Origin of the sequence: Herbaspirillum sp. SJZ099, from assembly GCF_007828355.1 — a bacterium.
In the GTDB taxonomy this organism is placed as follows: Bacteria; Pseudomonadota; Gammaproteobacteria; order Burkholderiales; family Burkholderiaceae_D; genus Herbaspirillum.
In genome coordinates this window covers 54375-73837 of sequence record NZ_VIUO01000003.1, presented here as the reverse complement: position 1 = coordinate 73837, position 19463 = coordinate 54375, and the positions used below count along the sequence as shown (strand labels likewise).

Annotated in this window: 19 protein-coding genes; 10 read left to right on the top strand and 9 right to left on the bottom strand. The window is 65.4% G+C overall.

The genetic code is table 11. The features are described 5' to 3' along the window. The first annotated feature begins 30 nt into the window (after positions 1 to 30). The 4 genes from FB597_RS08165 to FB597_RS08150 are packed head-to-tail and all read left to right on the top strand — an operon-like array spanning position 31 to position 3407. The gene (locus tag FB597_RS08165; protein WP_141914342.1) at positions 31 to 897 is read left to right on the top strand and encodes a branched-chain amino acid ABC transporter permease; all 867 of its coding nucleotides are present in this window, start codon (positions 31 to 33) and stop codon (positions 895 to 897) included. Then, entirely contained in the window at positions 894 to 1943 is a 1050-nt protein-coding gene (locus FB597_RS08160; RefSeq protein ID WP_141914341.1) for a branched-chain amino acid ABC transporter permease, read from the top strand. Before FB597_RS08165 ends, FB597_RS08160 begins: the two co-directional genes overlap by 4 nt. Further along, positions 1940 to 2713, top strand: a complete 774-nt coding sequence (locus FB597_RS08155; protein WP_141914340.1) for an ABC transporter ATP-binding protein — start codon at positions 1940 to 1942, stop codon at positions 2711 to 2713. Before FB597_RS08160 ends, FB597_RS08155 begins: the two co-directional genes overlap by 4 nt. After that, positions 2706 to 3407 (top strand): ABC transporter ATP-binding protein, encoded by a 702-nt coding sequence (locus FB597_RS08150; protein WP_141914339.1) that lies wholly within the window; start codon positions 2706 to 2708, stop codon positions 3405 to 3407. The genes FB597_RS08155 and FB597_RS08150 overlap by 8 nt, the downstream gene beginning before the upstream one ends. A 67-nt stretch (positions 3408 to 3474) precedes the next feature. Here FB597_RS08150 and FB597_RS08145 read toward each other — a convergent pair whose 3' ends face one another. The 3 genes from FB597_RS08145 to FB597_RS08135 form a co-directional block, all read right to left on the bottom strand. Continuing rightward, a complete protein-coding gene (locus FB597_RS08145; protein WP_144769124.1) occupies positions 3475 to 4413 on the bottom strand; it encodes a PDR/VanB family oxidoreductase in 939 nt (312 codons plus the stop codon). A gap of 95 nt (positions 4414 to 4508) precedes the next feature. Beyond that, positions 4509 to 5525: an aromatic ring-hydroxylating dioxygenase subunit alpha gene (locus FB597_RS08140; protein ID WP_144769122.1), complete on the bottom strand. Its 1017-nt coding sequence runs from the start codon at positions 5523 to 5525 to the stop codon at positions 4509 to 4511. A gap of 34 nt (positions 5526 to 5559) precedes the next feature. Continuing rightward, positions 5560 to 6780 (bottom strand): ABC transporter substrate-binding protein, encoded by a 1221-nt coding sequence (locus tag FB597_RS08135; protein WP_144769120.1) that lies wholly within the window; start codon positions 6778 to 6780, stop codon positions 5560 to 5562. A 244-nt stretch (positions 6781 to 7024) separates the two neighbouring features. Between FB597_RS08135 and FB597_RS08130 the strand changes: the two genes are divergently transcribed. Continuing rightward, complete coding sequence (locus FB597_RS08130; RefSeq protein ID WP_141914335.1) at positions 7025 to 7924, top strand: LysR family transcriptional regulator; 900 nt, start codon at positions 7025 to 7027, stop codon at positions 7922 to 7924. A gap of 7 nt (positions 7925 to 7931) precedes the next feature. On the opposite strand, the gene FB597_RS08125 is transcribed toward FB597_RS08130, so the two are convergent. Then, positions 7932 to 8453, bottom strand: a complete 522-nt coding sequence (locus tag FB597_RS08125) for a MarR family winged helix-turn-helix transcriptional regulator (RefSeq protein ID WP_144769117.1) — start codon at positions 8451 to 8453, stop codon at positions 7932 to 7934. A gap of 354 nt (positions 8454 to 8807) precedes the next feature. Between FB597_RS08125 and FB597_RS08120 the strand changes: the two genes are divergently transcribed. From FB597_RS08120 to FB597_RS08110, 3 genes are read left to right on the top strand one after another with little or no spacing between them, the layout of a single operon-like run. Beyond that, positions 8808 to 9857, top strand: coding sequence for an aromatic ring-hydroxylating dioxygenase subunit alpha (locus tag FB597_RS08120; RefSeq protein ID WP_141914333.1), 1050 nt, complete (start codon positions 8808 to 8810; stop codon positions 9855 to 9857). 10 nt (positions 9858 to 9867) lie between these two features. Then, a complete protein-coding gene (locus FB597_RS08115) occupies positions 9868 to 10830 on the top strand; it encodes a PDR/VanB family oxidoreductase (RefSeq protein WP_144769115.1) in 963 nt (320 codons plus the stop codon). Positions 10831 to 10858: 28 nt separating this feature from the next. Next, positions 10859 to 12043 (top strand): ABC transporter substrate-binding protein, encoded by a 1185-nt coding sequence (locus tag FB597_RS08110; protein WP_144769113.1) that lies wholly within the window; start codon positions 10859 to 10861, stop codon positions 12041 to 12043. A gap of 173 nt (positions 12044 to 12216) precedes the next feature. On the opposite strand, the gene FB597_RS08105 is transcribed toward FB597_RS08110, so the two are convergent. From FB597_RS08105 to pcaH, 4 genes are all read right to left on the bottom strand, one after another. Continuing rightward, a complete protein-coding gene (locus FB597_RS08105; protein WP_144769111.1) occupies positions 12217 to 13479 on the bottom strand; it encodes an alpha/beta fold hydrolase in 1263 nt (420 codons plus the stop codon). Further along, the gene (gene pcaB / locus FB597_RS08100) at positions 13476 to 14870 is read right to left on the bottom strand and encodes a 3-carboxy-cis,cis-muconate cycloisomerase (protein ID WP_144769109.1); all 1395 of its coding nucleotides are present in this window, start codon (positions 14868 to 14870) and stop codon (positions 13476 to 13478) included. The genes FB597_RS08105 and pcaB overlap by 4 nt, the downstream gene beginning before the upstream one ends. A 92-nt stretch (positions 14871 to 14962) precedes the next feature. Next, positions 14963 to 15481, bottom strand: a complete 519-nt coding sequence (locus tag FB597_RS08095) for a protocatechuate 3,4-dioxygenase (RefSeq protein ID WP_144769107.1) — start codon at positions 15479 to 15481, stop codon at positions 14963 to 14965. Positions 15482 to 15512: 31 nt separating this feature from the next. Then, positions 15513 to 16205: a protocatechuate 3,4-dioxygenase subunit beta gene (gene pcaH / locus FB597_RS08090; RefSeq protein WP_144769105.1), complete on the bottom strand. Its 693-nt coding sequence runs from the start codon at positions 16203 to 16205 to the stop codon at positions 15513 to 15515. A gap of 194 nt (positions 16206 to 16399) precedes the next feature. Between pcaH and FB597_RS08085 the strand changes: the two genes are divergently transcribed. Continuing rightward, the gene (locus FB597_RS08085; RefSeq protein WP_141914326.1) at positions 16400 to 17188 is read left to right on the top strand and encodes an IclR family transcriptional regulator C-terminal domain-containing protein; all 789 of its coding nucleotides are present in this window, start codon (positions 16400 to 16402) and stop codon (positions 17186 to 17188) included. A gap of 15 nt (positions 17189 to 17203) precedes the next feature. Here FB597_RS08085 and FB597_RS08080 read toward each other — a convergent pair whose 3' ends face one another. After that, complete coding sequence (locus tag FB597_RS08080) at positions 17204 to 18115, bottom strand: helix-turn-helix domain-containing protein (protein WP_144769103.1); 912 nt, start codon at positions 18113 to 18115, stop codon at positions 17204 to 17206. Positions 18116 to 18259: 144 nt separating this feature from the next. Between FB597_RS08080 and FB597_RS08075 the strand changes: the two genes are divergently transcribed. Further along, positions 18260 to 19426, top strand: coding sequence for a 4-hydroxybenzoate 3-monooxygenase (locus tag FB597_RS08075; RefSeq protein ID WP_144769101.1), 1167 nt, complete (start codon positions 18260 to 18262; stop codon positions 19424 to 19426). Positions 19427 to 19463 lie beyond the last annotated feature (37 nt).

The window sequence follows — 19463 nt, the reverse complement described above, 5'->3', positions numbered from 1 at the left end:
ACGACGGCCGCGCCGGGATAGGGGGCGGCCATGATCGGCAACCTCTTCGGCGTATTGTTCGACGGCATCGCCTACGGCAGCTTGCTGTTTTTGATCAGCGTCGGCCTGTCGGTGACGATGGGCATGATGAACTTCATCAACCTGGCGCACGGCGCCTTCGCCATGCTGGGCGGCTATGTCTGCGTGACGTTGCTCAACCGCATGGGCGTGCCGTTCCTGGCGTCGTTGCCGCTGGCATTCCTGGCCGCCGCCGCGGTCGGCCTGGTGCTGGAGCGTTCGCTGTACCGCCGGCTGTACAAGTCCAGCCACCTGGACCAGGTGCTGTTTTCCATCGGCCTGACCTTCATGGCGGTGGCCGGCGCCACCTGGATATGGGGACCGACCCAGCAGCCGGTGGTATTGCCGGACTGGCTGCGCGGACAGATCTCCCTGCTCGGGCTGGACGTCGGCGCTTACCGCGTGTTCCTGATCTGCATCGTGGTGCTAGTGACGGCGGCGCTGGGCTTGCTGATCGAACGCACCCGCTTCGGCGCGCAGATCCGCGCCTCGGTCGACAACCAGGTGGCCGCGGCCGGCCTGGGCATCAACGTCAGCCGGGTATTCAGCCTGACCTTCGCGCTGGGCTCCGGCCTGGCCGGGCTGGGCGGCGGCCTGGGCATCGACGTGCTGGGGCTGGACCCGTCCTTCCCGGTCAAGTACATGGTGTACTTCCTGCTGGTGGTGGCGGTGGGCGGCGCCGGCACCATCAAGGGGCCGCTGCTGGCGGCAATCATCCTGGGCGTGTTCGACGTGGCCGGCAAATACTACGTGCCGCAGATCGGCGCCTTCGTCATCTACGGCCTGATGGTAGTGCTGCTGATCCTGTTCCCGGCCGGCCTGATCAGGAGGCGCGGATGAATACCGTCACTTCCACCCGACCGCGTCCAGAAGGCGCGGCCAGCCCCGCGGCAACTCACCAGGATACGACCATGAAGTCTTCGCTACGCCTGCCCAATGGCCGCTGGACCCCGCTGGAAATCATCTTCTGGCTGTTGCCGGTGGCCGCCTACTTCCTGTTCCCCGACTACCTGATCCTGATCAGCCAGATCATGATCATCGGCCTGTTCGCGCTGTCGCTGGACCTGATCCTGGGCTATGCCGGCATTGTCTCGCTCGGCCATGCCGCCTTCTTCGGCGTGGGCGCCTACACCGCCGGCCTGCTGGCCGCGCATGGCTGGGGCGAGCCGCTCACCGGCCTGCTGCTGGGCGCGGCGACGGCCGGCGTGGCCGGATTCCTGGTCAGCTTCCTGGTGGTGCGCGGCGGCGACCTGGCGCGCCTGATGGTGACGCTGGGCATCGGCCTGATGCTGTTCGAGGCGGCCAACAAGGCCGCCTTCATCACCGGCGGCGTGGATGGCCTGTCGGGCATGGCGATGGACAAGATCTTCGGCGTGTTCGAATTCGACCTCAACGGCAAGGTGGCTTACGTCTACAGTTTTGCGGTGCTGTTCATCCTGTTCGTGCTGTTGCGCCGCATGGTCGATTCGCCGTTCGGCCTGGGCCTCAAAGGCATCCGCGAAGGCGGCCGCCGCATGCCCGCCATCGGCGCCGACGTCAACCGCCGGCTGGTGGTCATCTTTACCGTCGCCGCTGCGGTCGCCGGCATCGCCGGCGCGCTGCTGGCGCAGACCACGCAATTTGTCGGCCTCGACGTGCTGGGCTTCCCGCGCTCGGCGGAGCTGCTCATCATCCTGGTGCTGGGCGGCACCGGCCGCCTGTACGGCGGTCTGGTCGGCGCCGTGGTCTACATGCTGGCGCAGGATTACCTGTCCGGCCTGAACCCGGCCTACTGGCAATTCTGGATCGGCCTGCTGCTGATCGTCATCGTGCTGTTCGCCCGCGGCGGCCTGCTGGGCGCAATGGCGGTGTTGCGCGACAAATTCTTCAAGGGAGGCCGGCCATGAGCGGCGCAATGCAAGGCGCGGATACCACGCTGCGCACCGAAGGCCTGACCAAGCGCTGGGGCGCCTTCGTGGCCAACAGCGAGGTGTCGCTGAGTTTCGCGCCGGGCGCGCGCCATGCGCTGATCGGCCCCAACGGCGCCGGCAAGACCACTTTCATCAACCTGCTCACCGGCGGCTTCGCGCCCAGCAGCGGCAAGGTCTGGTTCGGCGGCGACGACATCACTGCCTTGCCGCAGCACGAGCGCGTCAAGCGCGGCATGACGCGCACCTTCCAGATCAACACCCTGTTCGCCGGCCTCACCGTGCTGGAGTCGGTGGCGCTGGCGATCCAGGAACGGCGCGGCATGCAATACAAGTGGCACCAGACCGTGGCGCAGCAAAGCGACGTGATCGACGAGGCGATGGCGCTGCTGGCGTCTCTCAAGCTGGAGGACGAAGCCAACAGCATCACCCGCAGCCTGGCCTACGGCAAGCAGCGCCTGGTCGAGATCGCGCTGGCGCTGGCCACCAAGCCCAAGGTGCTGCTGCTGGACGAGCCGGCCGCGGGCATTCCCTCGGCCGAGAGCAAGGAGCTGTTCGAGGTGATCGCGCAATTGCCGCGCGATGTGACCGTGGTCTTCATCGAACACGACATGGGGCTGGTGTTCCGCTTCGCCGAACGCATCACCGTGCTGGTGGGCGGCAAGGTGCTGGTGGAAGGCACGCCGGCCGAAATCGCCGCCGACAAGCGGGTCAGGGAAGTCTATCTGGGGGAGGCCGAACATGAGTGAGCTGCTGGCGCTCGACAAGGTGACCGCCGGTTACGGCGAGTCGATCGTGCTGGAAGACGTGTCCTTCTCCATGCGGGAAGGGGAAAGCCTGGCGCTGCTGGGGCGCAACGGCGTCGGCAAGACCAGCCTGCTGGTCACGCTGATGGGCCTGACCCGCCTGCATCGCGGCAGCATCCGCTGGCGCGGCGGCGACATCGTGCGCATGCCCACGCACAAGCGCGCCCATGCCGGCCTGGGCTGGGTGCCGCAGGAGCGCTTCATGTTCCCCTCGCTGAGCGTGGAGGAACACCTGAGCGTGGTCGCACGCGGCGGCCAGTGGGACCTGAAGAAGATCTACGATATCTTCCCGCGCCTGCAGGAACGCCGCAACAACATGGGCAACCAGCTTTCCGGCGGTGAACAGCAAATGCTGGCGATCGCCCGCGCGCTGATGGTGAGCCCGCGCATCCTGCTGCTGGACGAGCCGATGGAAGGCCTGGCGCCGATCATCGTGCAGGAACTGCTGCAGGTGATCCGCCGCCTGGTCAGCGAGGACGGCATGTCGGTGATCGTGGTGGAGCAGCATGCGCGCATGGCGCTGTCCCTGACCCAGCGCGCCATCGTGCTGGATCGCGGGCGCATCGTGCACGAGTCCGACAGCGAGAGCCTGATGGCCGACGGCGAGAAGCTCGACCGGTTGGTGGCGGTGGCTTGAGGCGTACTGTCATGCAGTAAGGAAAAACGGAGGCAGTGGCCTCCGTTTTTCTTTGTCATCGCTGGCGCTACAGATCGATTTCCAGCACCGCAGACTTGGCCCGAGACATGCAGGGCATGAACCATTTTCCCGACGCCTTTTCTTCTTCGCTCAAGAAGCTGTCCCGGTGATCGGCCTGTCCCGCCAGCAAGGCGGTCTGGCAGGTGCCGCATACGCCGACCTCGCAGGAGCAGGGCACCTCCACGCCGGCTTCCTGCAAACAGGACAGGGCCGAGCGATTCGCAGCTACCGCGATTTCGCGCCCGTCTTTGAGCCGCAGTAGGAATGGCGCGTCGCCGGCCGACGGCTGCGGCGCGTTGAACGACTCCTGGTGGAAGCGAGCGGCGCCGAAACGGGCCGTCGCCTGTTGGGCGACGCTGGCCATGAAGGGCGCCGGGCCGCAGGTATAGACCTGGGCGTTGGCGAAACCGGACAGCAGGGCGGCGATGGCGGCGGCGGTCTGCGGGGCATCCAGTCCTGCATGCAGGCTGACGTGCGCTCTCAATATCGGATCCTGCAATTCGTGGCGAAAAGCCAATGACGCTGCATCGCGGGCGAAGCAAGCCAGGCGGAAATCCTCGCCCCGGCGCGCCAGCGCATGCGCCATGGACAGCAGCGGCGTGATGCCGATGCCGCCGGCCAGCAGCAGGTGCGGGCCGGCGCCGGTGGCGAGCCCGAAGGCATTGCGCGGCGCGCCGATTTGCAAGATGTCGCCGGTTGCCGCCGTTTCATGCAGCCAGGCCGAGCCGCCGCGCGAAGCCGGTTCGCGCTTGACGACGATGCGATAGGCGGCGGGCGAGGGTTGCCGGCAGCACAGGGAGTATTGGCGCACCAGGCCATTGCCCAGCGTGACGTCGATATGGGCGCCGGGCGCGTAAGGCGGCAGCGGTGCGCCGCCGGCGCCGGCCAGTTCGAAGATGCGGATGCCCGCGCCGTCGTCGGTAATGGAGGTGATGATGACGTTCATGGATGTGCGTGGCCGCAGGTCGCCTGGAGGCGGCCGGCGCGGTGAATGGGAAGAGAGCGGGAGGGCGGCCGCAGCATGCTGCCCCGGCCGGCAGCTCAGGCGGCTTGCTGCGCCTGTGCGTTGAGCGCGTCGATGATGCGGCGCGCGCGGTTGGCGCCGGCGTCGACGTGGATATCGATCATGCCCGCGCCGGGGAACTGGCGCATGTTGCGGTATTGCGACTCGATGATCACGCGGTCTTCCTCGAAAGTGGCGGCGGTTTGCTGGTAGACCGTTTCCAGGTTGTCCGGCGCATCCGGATGGGTGGAGCAGGCCATGGTCCAGAAGTAATGCGTGGTGGTTTCGGTCTCCGGCGTGATGCCGTGGAAGCCGCGCATATGGAAACCGCCGCGTTGCGGATCGTCGAGCGATTCCGTCCCGGCATCGACCGCGCCGGTGAAGATGTTGAGGTGGCTGACGTGAAAGTCGATTTCCTGCCAGCGGTCGATCAGCCCCTTGAACGGCCAGGCCGCGCTGTAGGTGGCCGGCGGCTGCGATGCCGGCATCCGGCGCACCACGCGCACGTGATGGCCGTCGCTGCTGACCTGGGTGGGAGCTTCCATGTGCGTCTTGGCATTGCCGCCGATGGTCCTGGTATGCACGTAGCCGACGTGGCTCAGGTCGAGCAGGTTGTCGTGGATCAACTGATAGGGCGCCTGGTAGTGGAAGGCACCGCCCTTGTAGCGATAGTGCGGGTTGTCGTGGGCCGCGATTTCGGGCGGTTCGCCAGCGGCGTCCTGGCCCAGCCAGATCCAGATGATCTGGTTGCGTACCGCGACCTGGTAGGGCTTGACGCAGGCCTTGCCCGGGATCTTCAGTTGGCCCGGGATTTCGATGCACTGGCCGCTGGGCGCGTACAGCAGGCCGTGGTAGCCGCAGCGGATGCCGCCGCCTTCGAGCATGCCGCAGGACAGCGGCACGCTGCGGTGGCAGCAACGGTCTTCGAGCGCGGCCACGCCGCCGTCGGGGCCGCGGAACATGACCACGGGATGGTTGAGCAATGTGCGGGCCAATGGCTTGTCCTGCAATTCCCAGATGAAGCCGGCGACATACCATTGATTGAGCGGAAACATGATGGACTCCTTGCTTGGTTGATTCCTGGCGGGCTTACTTGGCCGGATCCTTGACCGCGTCGTAGCGGTCGATCTCGGTGGCGACGTATTGGCCGTCCTTCTTGTCGATGCGGCGGATGTAGATGGTCTGCACGATGTCGCGCGTGGCGGCGTCGATGGCGACGGTGCCGCGCGGACTGGCGGCGCTGTAGCCCTTGACCGCTTCCATGAAGGCGGCGCCATCGGCCTTGCCGCCGGTCTTGGCCAGCGCGCCCGCGATCAGGCCCATGGCATCATAGGACGAGACCGACAGGAAGTTCGGCTTGAAGCGCCCGCCCACCGTTTGCGCGAACGCGTCGAGGAACCTGGCGTTGTCGGCGCCGGGGCGCGAATAGGCATAGAAGCCCGCGGTGTAGATGCCCAGCATGGCATCGCCGCCCATGCCCAGCACATCCTCGTCGGCCCAGCCTTCGCCGCCAAGGAAGCGGATGCCGGCCTTGTCCAGGCCCTTTTCCTTGTAGGCCTTGATGAAGGACACCATGGGCTGGCCGTTGGGCAGGAACACATGGATGGCGTCGGGTTTCTCATCCTTGATGCGCTGGAGGTAGGCGCTGTAGTCGACCGTGTTCAGCGGCACCCGCACCGACGAAATCACGGCGCCGCCCAGGGCGGTGAAGGTCTTGCCGAACCAGGCGTCGGCATCCAGGCCCGGCGCGTAGTCGGAAACGATGGAGAAGACCCGGCGCGAGCCGGTCTTGTAGGCCCACTCGGCCAGCGGCTTGACCGACTGCGCGATGGTGTACGAGGTGCGCGTGATGTACGGCGACTTGGTGGTGACGGCGGAAGAGGCGGCGTTCATCACCACCATCGGCTTCTTCGCCTTGTCGGCCACCGCGGCGGCGGCCATGGCGTTGGGCGTGAACACGAAACCGGCCACGATGTCGGCATTCTCGCGGCCCAGCAATTCGGTGGCCAGCCGCTTGGCGACGTCGGCTTGCGGGCCGGTGTCGTCCTTGTAGAGCACTTCCAGCTTCTTGCCGGCGACGGTGGCGCCATGCAGGCGCAGCCAGGTTTCCACGCCGGCCTTCATCTGTTCGCCGCTTTGCGCGGCCGGGCCGGTCAGCGAAGTGATCACGCCGATGCGGATGGTGTCGGGGGCATTGGCGGCCTGGGCGCCGGGCTGCCAGGCCAGCGTTGCCAGTGCGCTCAGCGCGGCGGCGCAGATGGTGGTGAAACGCAAGGCGATGCCTGGCCCTGCAAGCTTGGTATGTCGCATGGTGTCTCCTCTCTGATTGTCATGGCGGCCGGCTGCGGATGCCGTGCCGATGCGGGTGATTATTTTTCTGGTGGCGCTTCCCGATGGCGATCGATCATACCGAAGCGAAATTATTTGAAAATAGAATTTTCAGCATAATATTTATTCGAATTTCGAATTTACCCATTGTCCCGGGTATGGCAATCTGCGGCCTTGACGGCATCGCTGGGATGCACCGCGAAGACGTACGGAAAAAGGAGGAGGCATGGCATCGTTCGACCTGAACCTGTTGCCGGTGGCACTGGCGATCTTCGAGGAACGCAGCGTCAGCGGCGCGGCGCGCAAGCTTGACATGAGCCAGCCGGCGGTGAGCGTGGCGCTCAACAAGCTGCGGCTGGCGCTGGGCGATCCGTTGTTCGTGCGCACCGCGCACGGCATGGAGCCGACGCCGCGCGCGCTCACGCTGATCAGCCCCACGCGCGACATCATGCAGCGGCTCCATACCGACGTCCTGGCCAGCGAGACCTTCAATCCGGCCAGCACCACGCGGCGCTTTGCCATCGCGCTGTCGGACATCGGCGAGATGACCTTCCTGCCGAAATTGCTGGACCGTTTGCGGCGCGATGCGCCGTTGGCGTCCATCCTGTCGCTGTCGATGTCGCCGCTGGAATTGTCGGCGGCGCTGGAAAATGGCGAGGTGGATCTGGCGGTGGGGTATTTCCCCGACCTGAAGAACCGCAATTTCTTCCAGCAACGCTTGTTCTCGCACGACTTCATCTGCCTGCTCAGCGCCGACCATCCGCATCGTTCGCGCAAGATCACCATCGATCAGTTCCTGCGGATGGGGCATGCGGTGATCAAGGCCGAAGGGCGCAGCCAGGAGTTGTTCGAACAGTTCCTGATACGCCAGAAGATACAGCGCCGCATCGTACTGTCGACGCCGCACTTCATGTCGATACCGTTCCTGATCGCCTCATCCGACCTGATCGCGACCGTGCCGCGCGCGGTGGGCGAATCCTTCGCGCAATTCTCCAACATCAAGCTGGTGGAGCCGCCGTTCGAGATTCCCTCCTTCGATCTCCGGCAGCATTGGCACCGCAAGTATCACAAAGACGGCGGCAATGCCTGGCTGCGCGCCGTGATCGCCGAGATGTTCTCGGCCTGAGCCCGGCTTATTCTTCTTCGTGCTGGCCGTCATTGAGCCTGGCCAGCGGCGCGCGGCTTTGCGGGTTGTTGAGGTGCACCAGCTTGTCGAGCAGGTACATGAATTGTTCCTTCTCGCCTTCGTCGAGCGGTTCGAGGATGCGCTTGCGCAGCCGCTGCAGCCCGGGTATCAGCTGTTCCAGCAATTGTTCGCCGGCGACGGTGATGCGCAGCGCGCGCTGGCGCCGGTTGTGCGGGATCACTTCGCGCACCAGCAAGCCTTTTTCTTCCAGCCGCGCGCATACGGTGGCGCCGGTCGAGGTATCGATCGCCACCAGTCCCGACAGCGTCACCTGGTCGATGCCGGGATGGTTGGAGAGCATGCGCAGGATGGCGTATTGCACCGGCGTGACCACGCCTTCGATTTCGTCATGGAACATCGAGACCGATATCTGCTGCGCCCGGCGCAGCAAGTGTCCGGGATGCTCGTACAGGTCGACCAGCTGGCTTTCGGCTTGCGGCGGGCTTTTCTTGGCGTTGTTTCTGGGCATGGTGGAAGTCGCTGGTGAGCGGGTTAAGTCGTCGGCCTCAGGTGCGGCGCAGTGTAGCGCGCGGTCTTGTGCCTGCGGCAATTTTGGTGCGCTGCGCAACAAAAAAGTTTGCCATCCGAGTTTACTTGCGGCGCGGATTGGCGGATACTTTTTCAAACATTCAGTGTACTGAATATTAAATCAAAAAGCAGAGACCCGACAGGCGCCGGATCAATCATGGCCCGCGGAACAAGAAAGACAGGCATGGCGCGCCGGCATCGGCAAGCGCCAGGCGCCAAGAGGCATCGGACGGGAGCCGGAACACGGCATCGCCGCCGCGCCGATTGAGGAATTCACCTAACGGAGGAGAAGGACATGTTCCCCAAAAATACCTGGTACGTCGCATGTACTCCCGATGAAATCGAAGGCAAGCCGCTGGGCCGCCAGATCTGCGGCGAGAAGATCGTGTTCTACCGCGGCGCCGAAGGCAAAGTGGCGGCGGTGGAAGACTTTTGCCCGCACCGCGGCGCGCCCCTGTCGCTGGGCTTCGTGCGCGACGGCCAGCTGGTGTGCGGATACCACGGCCTGGAGATGGGATGCGACGGCAAGCCGGCCGGCATGCCCGGCCAGCGCGTGCGCGGCTTTCCGTGCATCCGCAGTTTTCCGGTGGTGGAGCGTTACGGCTTCATCTGGGTCTGGACGGGCGACAAGGAGTTGGCCGATCCGGCGCAGATCCACCACTTCGAATGGGCCGTGAGCCCGGAGTGGGCCTACGGCGGCGGCCTCTACCACATCAATTGCGACTATCGCCTGATGATCGACAACCTGATGGACCTGACCCATGAGACCTATGTCCATGCGTCCAGCATCGGCCAGAAGGAGATCGACGAAGCGCCGGTCAACACCAAGACCGAGGGCGAGCAGGTAGTCACCAGCCGCTTCATGGAAAACATCATGGCGCCGCCGTTCTGGCGCATGGCCTTGCGCGGCAACGGCCTGGCCGACGACGTGCCGGTGGACCGCTGGCAGATCTGCCGCTTCTCGCCGCCCAGCCACGTGATGATCGAGGTCGGCGTGGCGCACGCCGGCAAGGGCGGCTATCACGCCGATCCGCAGCACAAGGCATCGAGCATCGTGGTCGATTTCATCACGCCCGAGACGGAAACCTCGCACTGGTATTTCTGGGGCATGGCGCGCAACTTCCGTCCGCAAGACAAGGAACTGACCGCCACCATCCGCGAAGGCCAGGGCAAGATCTTCGGCGAAGACCGCCAGATGCTGGAGATGCAGCAAGCCAACCTGCTGAAGCATCCGGAGCGTCGCCTGCTGGCCTTGAACATCGATGCCGGCGGCGTGCAGTCGCGCCGCGTTCTCGACAAATGGCTGGCCCGGGAGGCGCAAGCCTCGTCGGCTCCGGCTGCCTGAGGGAATGGGCATGAGCCAACTGCAAGTCAGGGTCACGGCGCGCCGGGAAGAGGCCGAAGGCATCGTCAGCCTGGAGCTGGCGGCGGCCGACGGCAAGCCGCTGCCGCCGTTCACGGCCGGTTCCCACATCGATGTCCACCTGCCCGGCGGGCTGGTGCGCCAGTATTCCTTGTGCAACCCCCCGCACGAAAGCCACCGTTACCAGATCGGCGTGCTGCGCGATCCCAATTCGCGCGGCGGATCGGCGGCGGTGCATGAGGCTGTGCGGCTGGGCGACGTCATTTCCATCAGCGAACCGCGCAACCATTTTCCGCTGGCGCAGGCGCGGCGCACGCTGCTGCTGGCCGGCGGCATCGGCGTCACGCCCATCCTGTGCATGGCCGAGCGGCTGGCTGCCGCCAATGCCGAATTCGAGATGCACTATTGCACGCGTTCGCCGGGGCGCACCGCGTTTCGCGAGCGCATCGCGCAATCGGCCTTCGCCGGCCGCGTGGTGTATCACCACGATGACGGAGAACCGGCGCAGAAACTCGATCTGGCGACGCTGATCGCGGTTCCCGATGCCGATACGCATATCTATGTCTGCGGGCCGTCCGGCTTTATCGGGCACGTGGTCGACACCGCCAAGGCCATTGGCTGGCCGGCCGCCAACGTACACCTCGAATATTTTGGCGCGGCGCCCGCGGCCGGCGACGGCGCGGGCGATACAGCGTTCGACGTCAAGCTGGCCAGCAGCGGGCAGGTATTCACGATCCCCGTCGGCCGCACCGTGATCCAAGTGCTGGCCGAGCATGGCGTCGAGTTGCCGGTGTCCTGCGAACAGGGCGTATGCGGCACGTGCCTCACGCGCGTGCTGGAAGGCCAGCCCGACCATCGCGACCTCTACCTCACCGACGAGGAGCGCGCCGCCAACGACCAGTTCACCCCTTGTTGTTCCCGCGCCAAGAGCGCATTGCTTGTGCTGGATGTCTGAACTTATAAAAACCGAGAGAGGAGATGCAATGAACGACACCATCAATTCGCGCCGCCGCCATCTGGTGCTGGCCGGCGCCGCCATGGCGGCCGGTGCGGCGCCGCTGGCCGCGCTGGCGGCCGACCCGGTGAAGGTCGGCCTGATCGTGCCGATGTCCGGCCCGTTCGCTTCCACCGGCCGCCAGATCGAGGCCGCCGTGAAGCTGTACCAGCAGAAGTACGGCGACAGCGTGGCCGGGCGCAAGGTCGAGATCCTGCTCAAGGACGACGGCGGCGTCTCGCCCGACGTCACCAAGCGCCTGGCGCAGGAGCTGGTCGCGCGCGACAAGGCGCAGGTGCTGATGGGCTTCGGCCTGACGCCGCTGGCGCTGTCGACCGCACCCATCGCCACGCAAGCCAAGGTGCCGATGATCGTCACCGCGGCCGCGACTTCCATCATCCCCCAGCGTTCGCCCTACATCGTGCGCACCGGTTTCACGCTGGCCCAGGTCACCGCGCCGCTGGCCGGCTGGGCGGCGAAGAACTGCATCAAGAACGTGGTTACTTTCGTCAGCGACTACGGCCCGGGGCTGGATGCCGAGAAGGTATTCGCCAAGACTTTCGGCGAGGCCGGCGGCAAGGTGCTGGAAAGCCTGCGCGTGCCGTTGCGCAATCCCGATTACGCGCCTTTCCTGCAGCGCGTCAAGGATGCCAAGCCGGAAGCCCTGTTCGTCTTCGTGCCATCGGGCGAAGGCGCGGCCGTGCTCAAGCAATTCACCGAACGCGGCCTGGCAGCCGCCGGCATTCGCCTCATCTGTACCGGCGACGTGCTGGATGACGACCTGATGCCCAGCATCGGCGTCGCCGCCAAGGACGTGGTCAGCAGCCATCACTATTCGGCCGCGCATCCGTCGCCGGCCAATAAGGAATACGTGGAGGGCATCGCCAGGATGAACAAGGGCATGCGCGCCAACTTCCATTCGGTGGGCGCCTATGACGGCATGCACCTGCTGTACGAGGCGCTCAAGAAGACCAATGGCGACACCGACGGCGACAAGCTGCTGGCGGCGATGAAGGGCCTGAGCTGGGACAGCGTGCGCGGCCCGGTCAGCATCGATGCGGCCACGCGCGACATCGTGCAGACGGTGTATATGCGCCGCGCCGAGCAGAAGGGCGGCGAGTTCTACAACATCGAGTTCGACAAGGTGGAGAAGGTCAGGGACCCGGGCGTCTGAGGCCGGCAAGCGCGGCGTTCAAAAAAATCCCGGCCTCGCAGCCTGATGCCGTTCAGTTAAGAACTGAACGGCATTTTTTATGAATCAATAGAAACCCGTTCAGGCAGTCCGAACGGGAGAAGAGATGCGCGAACGGCTTAACTGAACGGCATTAGGGCTCGCAGCCGGGCGTTTCAGATCTGCGCCAGGAAACGCGTGACCAGTTCGGCAAACGCCTGCGGCTGTTCCACCGCGCTGATGTGCGAAGCGCCGCTGATGATTTCCAGCTGCGCTCCCTCAATGCCATTGACCAGCGTTTGCGCCATCGCAATCGGCGTGCCCTGGTCCAGTTCGCCGGCGATCACCAGCGTGGGCGCCTTGATCTGGCCCAGGCGCGCCGTGGTGTCGACGCTGCCCACGGCATTGCAGCAGCCGATGTAGCCCAGCGCGTCGGTGCTGGTCAGGCGTTCGCGGAAACGCGCCACCGTGGCGGCATGGCCGGCGCGGAAGGCGTCGTGGAAGTAACGCCCCATGACGGCATCGGCAATCGCTTCGATGCCCTGTTCGCGCACCGTGGCGATGCGCTGCTGCCAGGCATCGCGCGCGGCGTCGGGATAGGCGGAGGTGGTATTGGCCAGCACCAGCGCGCGCACCAGGTTGGGGTGGCGCAAGGCCAGCTCCTGGCCGGCCATGCCGCCCATCGACAGGCCGACCCAGACCACTGGGCCGGCATCGAGCTCGCGCAGCAGGCGCGCGGCATCGTCGGCCAGATCGGCCATCGAATACAAGCCCTCCGCTTTTTCCGAACTGCCATGGCCGCGGTGGTCGTAGGCGATTACGCGGCAGTCGGCCGCCAGCAGGTTGGCCAGGCCGTCCCACATCATCAGGTCGGCGCCGATGGCGTGCGAGAGCACGACGGTGTGGCGCGGCGCGCGGCCGTTGCGCGGTTCGCGCACGCTGTAGTGCAGCGCAGGGGAAGACGCGGTGCGGCCTTCCTTGCCGATGCCGGGATGGCTGCTGTCGGCGGGACGTTGCGGCTCGATCTGGTAGCCGATCTGTTGGCCCACTTCGCGCAGGATCTGCTGGGCGTGGGTGAAGGCGGTATTGCCGGCCGGCACGCCGGCATAGATGGCGGACTGGATCAGCACTTCCTTCATCTCGTCGGGGGTCAGGCCGGTGCCTTCCTTGCTGGTCAGGGCGGCGCGCACGTGCAGTTCGAACTCTTCCCAGCGGCCCAGCGCGATGGTGATGGCCAGCACGATGATGCGGCGGGTCTTGTGGTCCAGGCCGGGGCGGCCCCAGATCTCGTTCCAGGCGAAGCGGGTGATCAGGTTCTGGAAATCGGCGTTGAAATTGGTGGCGTTGGCCACCGAACGGTCGACCCATTGGTCGCCCAGCACGCTGCGGCGATTGCGCATGCCGCGTTCGAAATCGTGATCGAGGGGATCGTAGCTCATGCTTGTCTCTTGGTCGTTGTCGGGATGGATGTGAATTGGGTCTGTAATTGCCGCAACTGGTGCTCGGCCAGACGGCGCGCCGGCCGGGTCGCCAGCACAGGATCGAACAGGGCGCGCAGCGCCGCGATGTCGATTTGCTTGCGCAGGCCGCCATCGGCTTCCACCGCGTTGACCAGCACCTCGGCCAGATGCTTGTCTTGTTCGACCGTCTGGCGCGTCAGCTTCTCCAGCAGCGCGTGCGCGGCGGGGCGGCCGATGGCGCCGGCCAGGTGGATCGAGGCCGATTCCGCGAACACCAGCCCTTGCAGCGCGTCGATGTTGCGCAGCATGCGGCCTGCATCCACCACCAGCCCGGCGAACGCTTCGTTGAGCGCGCGCAGGGCGCCGTGCACGCCGAGGAACAATGCCGGCCATTCGGCCAGTTCGGCTTGCCAGTTGCCCAGGCCGCGTTCGTGCTGCTGCGCCATCGCTCCCAGCAACGCCGCCGCCTGGTGCGGCGCGCGCGCGGCGGCGGCCAGGGCAATCAACGAGGACACCGGATTGCGCTTGTGCGGCATGGCCGAGGAACCGCCGCGGCCGTTGCCCGACGGTTCGGCCAGTTCGGCGATCTCGCCTTGCGCCATCAGCGACAGGTCGGTGGCGATCTTGCCCAGGCTGCCGGCCAGCACTGCCATTTCGGTGCCGAGCCGCACCCATTCGTCGCGCTGCGTATGCCAGGCGGCGTCGGGGGCTGCCAGGCCGAGCGCATCGGCCATGCGGCGGGCCACTGCCGGGCCGCGTTCGCCCAGCACCGACAGCGTGCCGACCGCGCCGCCCAGCTGCAGTTGCAGCGCGCGCTGGCCGCGCTCATGCAACTGCGCGCGCGAGCGCACCAGCGGCGCGGCCCAGCCGGCCAGCTTGAAGCCGAAGCTGGTGACCTGGGCCGGTTGCATCAGGGTGCGCGCCAGCACCGGCGTGTCGAGATGGCGTTGCGCCAGCTCCAGCAGTTGCTGCATCAGTGTGGACAGCTCGGTGTCGACCAGCTGCATCGCCTCGCGCGTGGCCAGCACCATGGCGGTGTCGAGCACATCTTGGCTGGTGCTGCCCCAATGCACGTGGGTCGCGGCATCCTGGCTGTACAGCGCGACCGTGCGGGTCAGTTCCTTGACCAGCGGAATGGCCAGCGCGCCGGCGCGGCGCCCGGCCACGATCAGGGCCGGAATGTCATACAGCTGTGCCTTGCAGACGCTGGCGATGGCGCGCGCGGCGGTTTCGGGGATCACGCCTTCGGCCGCTTCGGCCTCGGCCAGCGCTTGCTCGAAGCCGAACATTGCTTGCACGATGGCTTCGTCGTCGAAGACCTTGATCATCTCCGAGGTGGTGAGGAAGCTGTCGAATATCGAAACGCTCATGGAAACTCCACAGGGTTGAATGCGGGCTTGAAGCGCGAGCGGGATCGGGCAGGCATGCGCTTGCCGATCCCGTCGCTGCCGTCATGCGGCGATCAGACGTAGTCGAAGAATACCGTTTCGCGTTCGCCTTGCATGTGGATGTTCCACAGGTAGCTGCCGTCGGCCTGCTTGCGCGCGATCAGCGTGCCGCGGCGTTCGGCCGGCACCTGTTCCAGCAGGGCCGATTGCGCCAGCGCCGGGTCGTCTTCCAGGAACACGGCGGTGAACTGGTGCTTGACCAGGCCGCGCGCGAATACCGTCACGTAGGCCGCCGGCTTGCCGGCCGGCGCTTGCGGCTGCGTGATCGAGAAAGCGAAAGCGCCGCTATCGTCGGTCGGCACGCGGCGGTAGCCGGGAATGGCGTGCGCGGATTCGGCCGCGGCGCTGCCGGGCAGCCAGGCTTCGGCCCAGGCGTCGTTGATGGGCGCGCCGTCGCCGTCGATGATGGCGCCGTGCACGCGTACCTGCGGCGCCGGGCTGTCGGTGCCGGCGGTCAGTTCCACGGCCCAGGCCCAGGCTTCATGCGGGAACGGGCCGATGGTTTGCGAGGTGGTGATGTCGAGCTTGCTCATGCTGTATCCCTTGTTAAGAGCGTGTTATGGCCTAGATACCCATCGGCGTGGCGTTGCGGCCGCGCAGGACGATGTCGAATTCGTAGCCGAGCATCTTGTCGTCCACCGTTTCTTCCAGCGAGAAACGCGAAATCAGGCGCTGGCGGGCGGCGGCATCCGGGATGCTCTGGAAGATCGGGTCGTAGTCGAACAGCGGGTCGCTGGGGAAGTACATCTGCGTGACCAGGCGCTGCGCGTAGACATTGCCGAACAGCGAGAAGTGGATGTGCGCCGGGCGCCATGCCTTGTGGTGGTTGCCCCAGGGGTACGGGCCGGGTTTGATGGTGACGAAGCGGTAGCGGCCGTCGCTGTCGGTGAGCATCTTGCCGAAGCCGGCAAAGTTCGGATCGAGCGGCGCGTCGTGCTGGTCTTTCTTGTGCCGGTAGCGGCCGGCGGCGTTGCATTGCCAGACTTCCAGCAGCGAGTCGCGCACCGGCTTGCCGTCTTCGTCGAGCACGCGGCCGGTGACGACGATCTTTTCGCCCAGCGGTTCGCCCGCGCCTTGTTTGGTCAGGTCCATGTCGTGCGGCAGGATCAGCCTGGGCGAGGCGAACAGGTTGGTGCCGGTGGCTGCTTCGTCGCGCACGCGCAGCGGGGCTTGCGTCGGGCCGCGCTTGACGGTGGATTTGTAGGGGGGATAGATCAGGTCCGGATAGACGCCGGGGGCGATGGCATCGAATTGCATGAGGTCTCCTCTTTGGGGCTGTTTGGCTATTCGGCGGATGGCGCCGCAGCGCTTGTGCGATCTGCGCGCCGTCTTTCGGGGTGACCTGATCTTAGGTAAGCGAAACCGGGCTCACAAGGCCGGAGCAGTGCACAATATTCGGTATTCGCCCATATTGTGCGAGAATCGCACAAATCCGCGTTTTTCTATGAGCCATGCATTCAATCGATGAAGATGCCGAGGCCGGCGAGCCGCTCAAGCGCGACCTGGTGGCAGGGCTGGAGAAGGGGTTGCAGGTGATCGAGGTGTTCGACCAGGAGCGCTCGCGCCTGACCATCGCCGAAGTCGCGCAGCTGACCGGCCTCACGCGCGCCGCCGCGCGCCGTTACCTGATTACGCTGACCCACTTGGGTTACATGCGGCACGACAACAAGACCTTTTCGCTCACGCCGATGGTGCTGCGGCTGGGCCAGTCCTACCTGCATTCGGCGCGCCTGCCGCGCATCGTGCAGCCGCTGCTGTACCGGCTGGCCTATTCGCTGGGCGAGGCGGCCTCTTGCGGCGTGCTCGATCATGAGCACCTGGTCTGCGTGGCCGCGGTCAGCGCCGGGCAACTGGTATCGACCACATTGCAGCCGGGCACCCGGGTGCCGGCCTATTGCACGGCCAACGGACGCATGCTCCTGGCCAGCCTGCCGCCCGAAGAGATGCGGGACATCCTCTCCCGCACGCAAGCCGAAGCGATTACTTCCTACACCATTACCGACCGCGACCGGCTGGCGCTGGAAATCGCCCGCGCGCGCGAGCAGGGCTATGCGCTGGTGGACCAGGAGCTGGAGCTGGGGTTGCGCACCATGGCGGTACCGCTGCGTAATTTCCGCGGCGAGGTGGTGGCGGCGATGAACATCAGCGTGCATGCCGCGCGCATGAAGCTGGAAGACATGGTCGAGCGCTGCCTGCCGGCCATGCTGAAGATCCAGGTTGAATTGGGGGCGCTGCTGTAGCCGGGGCGTGCGGCCTTATTCGAGCATGTTGGTGCGCCGGTATTGCTTGGGCGTGATCCCCATGTGGCGCTTGAACAGGCGGCTGAAGTAGGCCGGATCCTGAAAGCCCAGTTCGTAGGCGATGGTCGCCACGCCCGACGGCACATAGGTCAGCTTGCGGCAGGCTTCCAGGATCAATCGCTGCTGGGCGAAGTCGAACGCCGACTGGCCGGACAGTTTCAGGCATAGCCGATTCAGCCTGCTGGACGTCACGCGCAGTTTGTCGGCATACACGCCGACCTGCCATTGTTCCTTGAAGTGCGCCTCCACCAGCGTGCGGAAACGGCTGAACAATTCGAATTCGCCGCGCCCCGATAGTTCGGCAGAACGGTGATCCGCTTCCAGTCTTGCCAGCAGCAGCATCACGCTGCGCGCCAGCCATTCCAGCATCAGCGCATGTCCGGTGCGCGGCGCGGCCGATTCGGCAATCAGCAGGCGCAGCATGGCTTCCATGCGCTCGCGCAACTCCGGCTCGCGCGCCAGGTCGATCGCCATCGGCCGCAGGAACAGCGGGGAAAAGATGTCGCTGTGGGCATCGCCCCCGCCCAGCGAAAACACGATGTGCGGATCCACCGTCAATACGAAGCCGACCGCTTCTTCCGAGAAATCGAAACCGTGCACCACCGACGGGTGGATGGTGATCACCACCGGCCCGTCGTGCTCCCAGAGCGCGTCTTCCATCAAGGCATTGACGTGGCCGGACATTAAAAAAAGTACCTGAAATAGTCCAGCATGCGTATGCGGGGAAATATGCCAGTCGTGTATGCGGCTGCGCGTCTCTATCAGTTCAATGTGTACGGACTCCGCATTATCCGGCCGGGAAGCCTCGCCGTAGAGAGAAAATTGCGGCACCTCGCGGGCCTTGGGTGTGCTTCTTGCCGTGCGCATAGGGTCTCCGTCGAAGCGGTTCTGCATTTTTATGGATGTGAAAATAGTACAAGTATTTTTCAGGATCATCCATTTTTTGTTTCCGATGCCGCGTCTACCATGCAGCCATACCAAGAACGATCAGACCAACATGGAGACCTCGCAATGCGCACCCAAGTAGCCATCATCGGCGCCGGCCCGGCCGGCCTTCTGCTTTCCCACCTGCTGCACCTCAAAGGTATCGAATCGGTCGTGCTGGAAAGCCGCAGCCGTGAAGAGATCGAAGCCACCATCCGCGCCGGCGTGCTGGAACAGGGCACGATGGACATCCTCACCGAAGCCGGCGTGGGCGAGCGGATGAAGCGGGAGGGCGCGCTGCACCACGGCATCGAACTCTCCTTCGGCGGCCGCCGCCATCGCATCGACCTGAGCGAGCTGACCGGCAAGGCCATCACCGTCTACGCCCAGCATGAGGTGATCAAGGACCTGGTGGCGGCGCGGCTGGCGGCGCAGGGCAGCATCCTGTTCGGCGTGAGCGAAGTCAGCCCGCAGGACATCGATACCGACAATCCGTCGGTGAGCTTCCTGCATGCCGGGGAAAAACACATGCTGCGGGCCGATTTCGTGGCCGGCTGCGACGGTTTCCACGGCGTCTCGCGTCCGGCCGTCCCGGAGTCGGTACGCCAGGACTACCAGCGCATCTACCCGTTCGGCTGGTTCGGCATCCTGGTGGAGTCGGCGCCGTCTTCCGACGAGCTGATCTATGTCCAGCACGAGCGCGGCTTCGCCCTGGTCAGCACGCGTTCGCCGACGGTACAGCGCCTGTACTTCCAGTGCGACCCCAAGGACAGCGTCGACAACTGGTCGGACGACCGCATCTGGAACGAGCTGCATACCCGGCTGGAGAACAGCGACGGCTGGCGCGTGAAGGAGGGCAAGATCTTCCAGAAAGGCATCATCGGCATGCGCAGCTTCGTTTCGACGCCGATGCAGCACGGTCGCCTGTTCCTGGCCGGCGACGCGGCGCACATCGTGCCGCCTACCGGCGCCAAGGGCATGAACCTGGCGGTGGGCGATGTCAAGCTGCTGTCCCGGGCGATCGAGGCGTTCTATCGCAAATCGAGCGGGGAGCTGCTGGCGGCGTACACGGACCATGCCTTGAAACGCGTCTGGCGCGCCGAGTATTTCTCGTGGTGGATGACCAGCATGCTGCATACCTTCGCGGATGCTTCGCCGTTCCAGCAGCAGTTGCAGCGCGCCGAGCTGGAAAACGTGGTCAATTCGCGGGCGTTGTCGACCGCGCTGGCGGAAAACTATGTGGGGGCGTTTTAAGTGTTTGCGGGATTTCCTGCGCGCCGATGATGGATGT